Source organism: Mesorhizobium sp. M1A.F.Ca.IN.022.07.1.1 (genome assembly GCF_003997575.1).
GTDB lineage: Bacteria > Pseudomonadota > Alphaproteobacteria > Rhizobiales > Rhizobiaceae > Mesorhizobium.
On the sequence record NZ_RZST01000398.1, the window covers coordinates 1 to 4796 of the forward strand.

Below are 4796 nucleotides of genomic sequence, written 5' to 3' on the forward strand. Positions count from 1 at the left end.
GCAGACGATCGGTATTCAAGACGCAGCCACGGGCATGGGGGCCTCGATCGTCGGATATGCCGTGGAGCATGCCGGTCGCGAGATCCCGCAGATGCATGTCACATTTAACGCGATCCGGTTTCGGTTCGCTGCGCTGCACAAGGCCTGCCAGTCGCATGCCTCGTTCAGCCATGATGGCGGTGATTTCCAGCAGGAACGCCTCGAATTCCGAACCGTCTGAATAGACGATTGCGGTAATGGGACAGTCAGGACGAATGCACTGCATCGGGAACTTCCTTCAGATTGAAATTCGGCGGCCCGCATGCCGCGCGGTTTCGATTGGCACCATCCGCGCACTCGGGCGGAAACAGCCGCGACGTGGGACCAGGGCCTTCATCAGGTCTCTGGCGCTTGAGGTAGGGTCTTTTCGAGAATTGCCCGCATGGCTGCCAAACCCGGATCCTGGGCACGGTTCATGAGACCGATGAGCTGTGTCCACAGATCATCGGAGGCGGTGTCGACAAAATTGCGAACGGCCGAGCCGACGATATCGGCCGGCGGACGACCGGAGGCGTCGGCGACCGCGGCAAGGCGCGCGAGCAAGATCGGCTCATCGAAAGCGGCAACGATAGCGATGGCTGCTTGCGGGTCTTCCAGCGAGGCAATGATATCTCCGAGCATCGCGTCCTCCTCACTGCACCAGCGGCGAGGACGAGCCGTCGATGGCAATTCCGCTGATGTCCGCCTGGCCGATAAGGAGAGACACATATTGTGCCGTCGCCTGCCGGCTGACGTGCTCAGCCAGATAGGCGGCGATGCGTTCCCGCACGGCTTCGAATGGAAGCTGGCGGCCATCGATGCGCCGCGTCAGGCGGATGAGGTGGACGCCGTAACGCGTCTCGACCGGCGGCGAGATATCGCCTGGGGCGAGATCGATGAGGGCGGCCTCGAATTCCGGCGTCGTGTCGCCCGGCCCGATCTGGCCGAGGCTGCCCCCAAGGGCTCCCGACGGGCACTCCGAGCAATCCCGCGCCAGTAACGCGAAACGCTCCGGGGCCGCCGTCAGGCTTGACCTCAGCGACAGCGCCTTCTCACGCGCGGCGGCGAAGGCCTCGCGATCATCGCGGCGGGCCGCAACAAGAATATGATCGGCTTCATAAAGCGAGGAGGTCACGAAGCGGCGAAGATTGTTCTCATAGAAGCGCCGCAGCGTCTCCTCATCGGCATCGGGGACGCGAACCTCGCGCTCGATCAGACCACGCACCAGCGCATCTTCGATGGTCTCCCGGCGCCCATCAGGGTCAGCCCGCTGCTCAGCTCTGATATCGAGACGCCGCGCCTGCTGTAGAAGCAGCTCGCGGATGACGAGCGCGCGGGTCGCGGCACGCCAGCCCTCACCGGGATTGCGGGCGGGAAAGTTTTGTACCTCGGCGGCGATCGCCTTGCGCGATATCGCCACGCCGTTGACGGTGACCAGCGGCATCGCCACGCGTTCCCGGGACGGTGCTGTGTCGGGAGTTGCAGGGCGGTGTTCGTGCGGGTGGCCGGACGATTTGCGGCCGGCCGAATGATCGATGACGAGCGCGGCCATGGTCTACTCCGCAGGCTGGTGGGACGGAGCGGCAGCGGGCCGACGCACCTGTTCGGACGATTGCATCGCGGGCCTGGGCATGGGTAGGCCGCGCTCGGCAAAGCGTGTGCGAACAACCTGATAGCCGGGGCGGCCGAGATACCAGACCGGCGCGCTCCAGACATGAACCAGCCTGGTGAACGGGAAGACCAGGAAGAGCGTCATGCCGAGCACAAGATGCGCCTTAAAAATCGGATTGACGTCGGCGACGTAGGCTGCTGCCGCCGGGTGCAAGGTGAGAATGCCTTGAGCCCAATTCATCAACTTCACCATCTCGTGGCCGTCCATGTGACCGAGCGAGACGAAGATGCTGGAGAGGCCGAGCGCGAGCTGCAGCCAGATCAGCAGGAGGATCGCGATGTCGCCGGGAGCGGAGGTGTTGCGGATGCGTACGTCGAACAGCCTGCGGTGGGCAAGAAGCGCGATGCCTATGAAGCAGGCAATGCCGGCGATGCCGCCGACGGTGATAGCCAATCCCTGCTTGAAGCTGTGGGAAACACCGAGAGCATCGAACACCCAGATCGGCGTCAGCAGGCCGACGAAATGGCCGGCGAAAATCGCCAGTATACCCACATGGAACAGATTGGAGCCCCAGCGGAGCTGGCGCCGCCGCAGAAGCTGGGACGAACCTGTCTTCCACGTATACTGCTCGCGATCGAACCGGATCAGGCTGCCTAGCAGGAAGATCGTCAGGCAGAGATAGGGATACCAGCCAAAGAGCGCGTCGTTAATTGCGTTGGACATGGCTTCCTCCGTCAGGCCGCACTATTGCGCGCATCGCGATTAGCGGCGCGCATCTGGATTCTCAGCCGGTCGACGGAACAGCCGTCGTTCGCATTTCCGGGACCTAATGCGACGGCGGTCTCCTCCCAGGCGGCGTCGATGGCTGCAAGGTCGTCGGGCTCGTCGATTTCGGCAGGGCACACGACCACGACCGGTTCGCTGACAATCGAGCTTATGGCAGTGAACACGGCGGCATAGCCTGCGTTGCGCTTGGCGAGCCGTTCTTCCAGCAATGAGAAGATATGGGCGGTTTCATCGAGCAGGCCGCGCGCCTCTTCGAGAGGACGAGCAGAAAGAAACTCCAGGAAAAGCGGGATGAAATCAGGCAATTCGTTTGCCGCGACGAGAAGCCCGCCACGCCGGTAGTGCTCGACCAGATCGACCATCGCCTGGCCGCGATCGCGGCTCTCGCCGTGGATGTGTTCGAAGAGATGCAGCGAGTGGCGGCGCGTCTTGTCGAACAACTCGACGTAGCGCTCCTGGAGATCGTAGAGATCCAGGGTGGCCAGATCGGCATGCAAGGTCTGCAACTGCTTTTCTGCTTCGTCCGACACCAATCCCTCGGCCGCAATCGCCGAGGCGATTTCCGGGATCGCCGCGCAAAGTTCCTCGGTTGGATAGGAAAGGAGCGCCGAGAGCGCCTTGAAGGTCCTGTTCGAGAGCGGCGCCGCCATCACGCGATCTCCATCGGGTTGGTCGGTCGCTTGGTCTGCTTGGTCCCGAAGAGGTTCGTCTCCGTCGAACCGCCCGAGCAGCCGTTGCCGAAGGAGAAGCCGCAGGAGCCTCGCATGTCCTGGGCATCCTCGCTCCATTCGCGATGCGCCGTCGGGATGACGAAACGGTCCTCGTAGTTGGCGATCGCCATCACCTTGTACATTTCGTCGATGGCCATGCCTGTCAGGCCGACCCGCGTCGCGATCGACTCGTCGAGGCGGCCGTCGATCGTCTTTGCCCGCATGTAGCTTCGCATCGCCAGCATGCGTTCGAGCGCAAGAGCCACGGGCTCCTCATTGCCCGCCGTTAGCAGATTGGCGAGATACTGGAGCGGGATGCGCAAGCTGCGCACGTCGGGCATGTCGCCATCCAGCCCCATCTTGCCGGCGGCTGCCGCCGACTGGATGGGCGAGAGCGGCGGGACGTACCAGACCATCGGCAAGGTGCGGTATTCCGGGTGAAGCGGAAAAGCGATTTTCCACTCCATCGCCATCTTCCAGATCGGCGACACTTTGGCCGCCTCCAGCCAGTTGTCGGGAATCCCGTCGGCACGAGCCTGGGCGATGACGGCCGGATCGTTCGGATCGAGGAAAACGTCGAGCTGCGCCTGATAGAGGTCCTTCTCCTGCGGCGTGCTGGCGGCCGCCTCGATACGGTCGGCGTCGTAAAGGATCACACCGAGGCAGCGGATACGGCCGACGCAGGTTTCCGAACAGACCGTCGGCTGCCCCGCCTCGATGCGCGGATAGCAGAAGATGCACTTCTCCGATTTGCCCGACGACCAGTTGTAGTAGATCTTCTTGTAGGGGCAGCCGGAGACGCACATGCGCCAGCCGCGGCACTTGTCCTGATCGATCAGGACGATGCCGTCCTCTTCGCGCTTGTAGATCGCGCCCGACGGGCACACCGCCGCGCAGGCCGGGTTGAGGCAGTGCTCGCACAATCGCGGCAGATACATCATGAAAGTGTTTTCGAACTGGCCGTAGATGTCCTTCTGGACGCCCTCGAAGTTCACGTCCTTCGACCGCTTCTCGAACTCGCCGCCGAGGATCTCCTCCCAGTTCGGGCCCCATTCGATCTTTTCCATCCGCTCGCCGGTGATGGCCGAGCGCGGCCGGGCCGTGGGGAAAGCCTTCGATTCCTTCGCCGTGTGCAGATGCTGGTAGTCGAAAGTGAACGGCTCGTAGTAGTCGTCGATCTCCGGCAGATCAGGGTTTGCGAAGATGTTGGCGAGGATGCGCCACTTGGCGCCAATCTTCGGCTCGATCTTGCCGTTTTTCCTGCGCCGCCAGCCGCCGTTCCATTTCTGCTGATTCTCCCACTCCTTGGGATAGCCGACGCCCGGCTTGGTCTCGACATTGTTGAACCATGCGTATTCGACGCCTTCCCGGTTGGTCCAGACGTTCTTGCAGGTAACCGAGCAGGTGTGACACCCGATGCATTTGTCGAGGTTCAGCACCATCGCGATCTGAGCGCGTATCTTCATTCTGCGGCCTCCTTGGGAGCCTGGGCTTGCAGGGGTTCCTCGAGCCAGTCGACGGCCGCCATCTTGCGGACCACGATGAACTCGTCGCGGTTGGAGCCTACGGTTCCGTAGTAGTTGAAGCCGTAGGCTTGATGGACGTAGCCGCCGATCATATGCGTCGGCTTGAGCACGGTGCGCGTCACCGAATTGTGGATGCCGCCGCGG

Annotated in this window: 7 protein-coding genes; 1 reads left to right on the top strand and 6 read right to left on the bottom strand. The window is 62.7% G+C overall.

The annotated features are described in order from the left end of the window. Positions 1-220: hypothetical protein (locus EOA75_RS35300; protein ID WP_245466768.1), on the top strand; the 220-nt coding region annotated here is incomplete at its 5' end. Between the two features lie 155 nt (positions 221-375). Here EOA75_RS35300 and EOA75_RS28840 read toward each other — a convergent pair. The 6 genes from EOA75_RS28840 to EOA75_RS28865 all read right to left on the bottom strand — a co-directional run. Further along, the gene (locus EOA75_RS28840; RefSeq protein WP_127325752.1) at positions 376-660 is read right to left on the bottom strand and encodes a hypothetical protein; all 285 of its coding nucleotides are present in this window, start codon (positions 658-660) and stop codon (positions 376-378) included. 10 nt (positions 661-670) lie between these two features. Further along, positions 671-1570 carry a peptidylprolyl isomerase gene (locus EOA75_RS28845; RefSeq protein WP_127325753.1) on the bottom strand — a complete coding sequence of 300 codons (900 nt, stop codon included), beginning with the start codon at positions 1568-1570 and terminating at the stop codon, positions 671-673. A 3-nt stretch (positions 1571-1573) separates the two neighbouring features. Further along, the gene (gene narI / locus EOA75_RS28850; RefSeq protein WP_127325754.1) at positions 1574-2353 is read right to left on the bottom strand and encodes a respiratory nitrate reductase subunit gamma; all 780 of its coding nucleotides are present in this window, start codon (positions 2351-2353) and stop codon (positions 1574-1576) included. An 11-nt stretch (positions 2354-2364) separates the two neighbouring features. Continuing rightward, the gene (gene narJ / locus EOA75_RS28855; RefSeq protein ID WP_127325755.1) at positions 2365-3066 is read right to left on the bottom strand and encodes a nitrate reductase molybdenum cofactor assembly chaperone; all 702 of its coding nucleotides are present in this window, start codon (positions 3064-3066) and stop codon (positions 2365-2367) included. Then, positions 3066-4592: a nitrate reductase subunit beta gene (gene narH, locus EOA75_RS28860; RefSeq protein WP_127325756.1), complete on the bottom strand. Its 1527-nt coding sequence runs from the start codon at positions 4590-4592 to the stop codon at positions 3066-3068. The genes narJ and narH overlap by 1 nt, the downstream gene beginning before the upstream one ends. Beyond that, positions 4589-4796, bottom strand: a 208-nt coding sequence (locus tag EOA75_RS28865) for a hypothetical protein (protein ID WP_164747620.1), incomplete at its 5' end; no start/stop codon positions are given. The genes EOA75_RS28865 and narH, both read right to left, overlap by 4 nt.

Bases quoted from the DNA above. Each gene is read 5' to 3' on its own strand.
- EOA75_RS28840 (WP_127325752.1), bottom strand. From the start codon at position 660: ATGCTCGGAGATATCATTGCCTCGCTGGAAGACCCGCAAGCAGCCATC.
- EOA75_RS28845 (WP_127325753.1), bottom strand. From the start codon at position 1,570: ATGGCCGCGCTCGTCATCGATCATTCGGCCGGCCGCAAATCGTCCGGC.
- narI (WP_127325754.1), bottom strand. From the start codon at position 2,353: ATGTCCAACGCAATTAACGACGCGCTCTTTGGCTGGTATCCCTATCTC.
- narJ (WP_127325755.1), bottom strand. From the start codon at position 3,066: ATGGCGGCGCCGCTCTCGAACAGGACCTTCAAGGCGCTCTCGGCGCTC.
- narH (WP_127325756.1), bottom strand. From the start codon at position 4,592: ATGAAGATACGCGCTCAGATCGCGATGGTGCTGAACCTCGACAAATGC.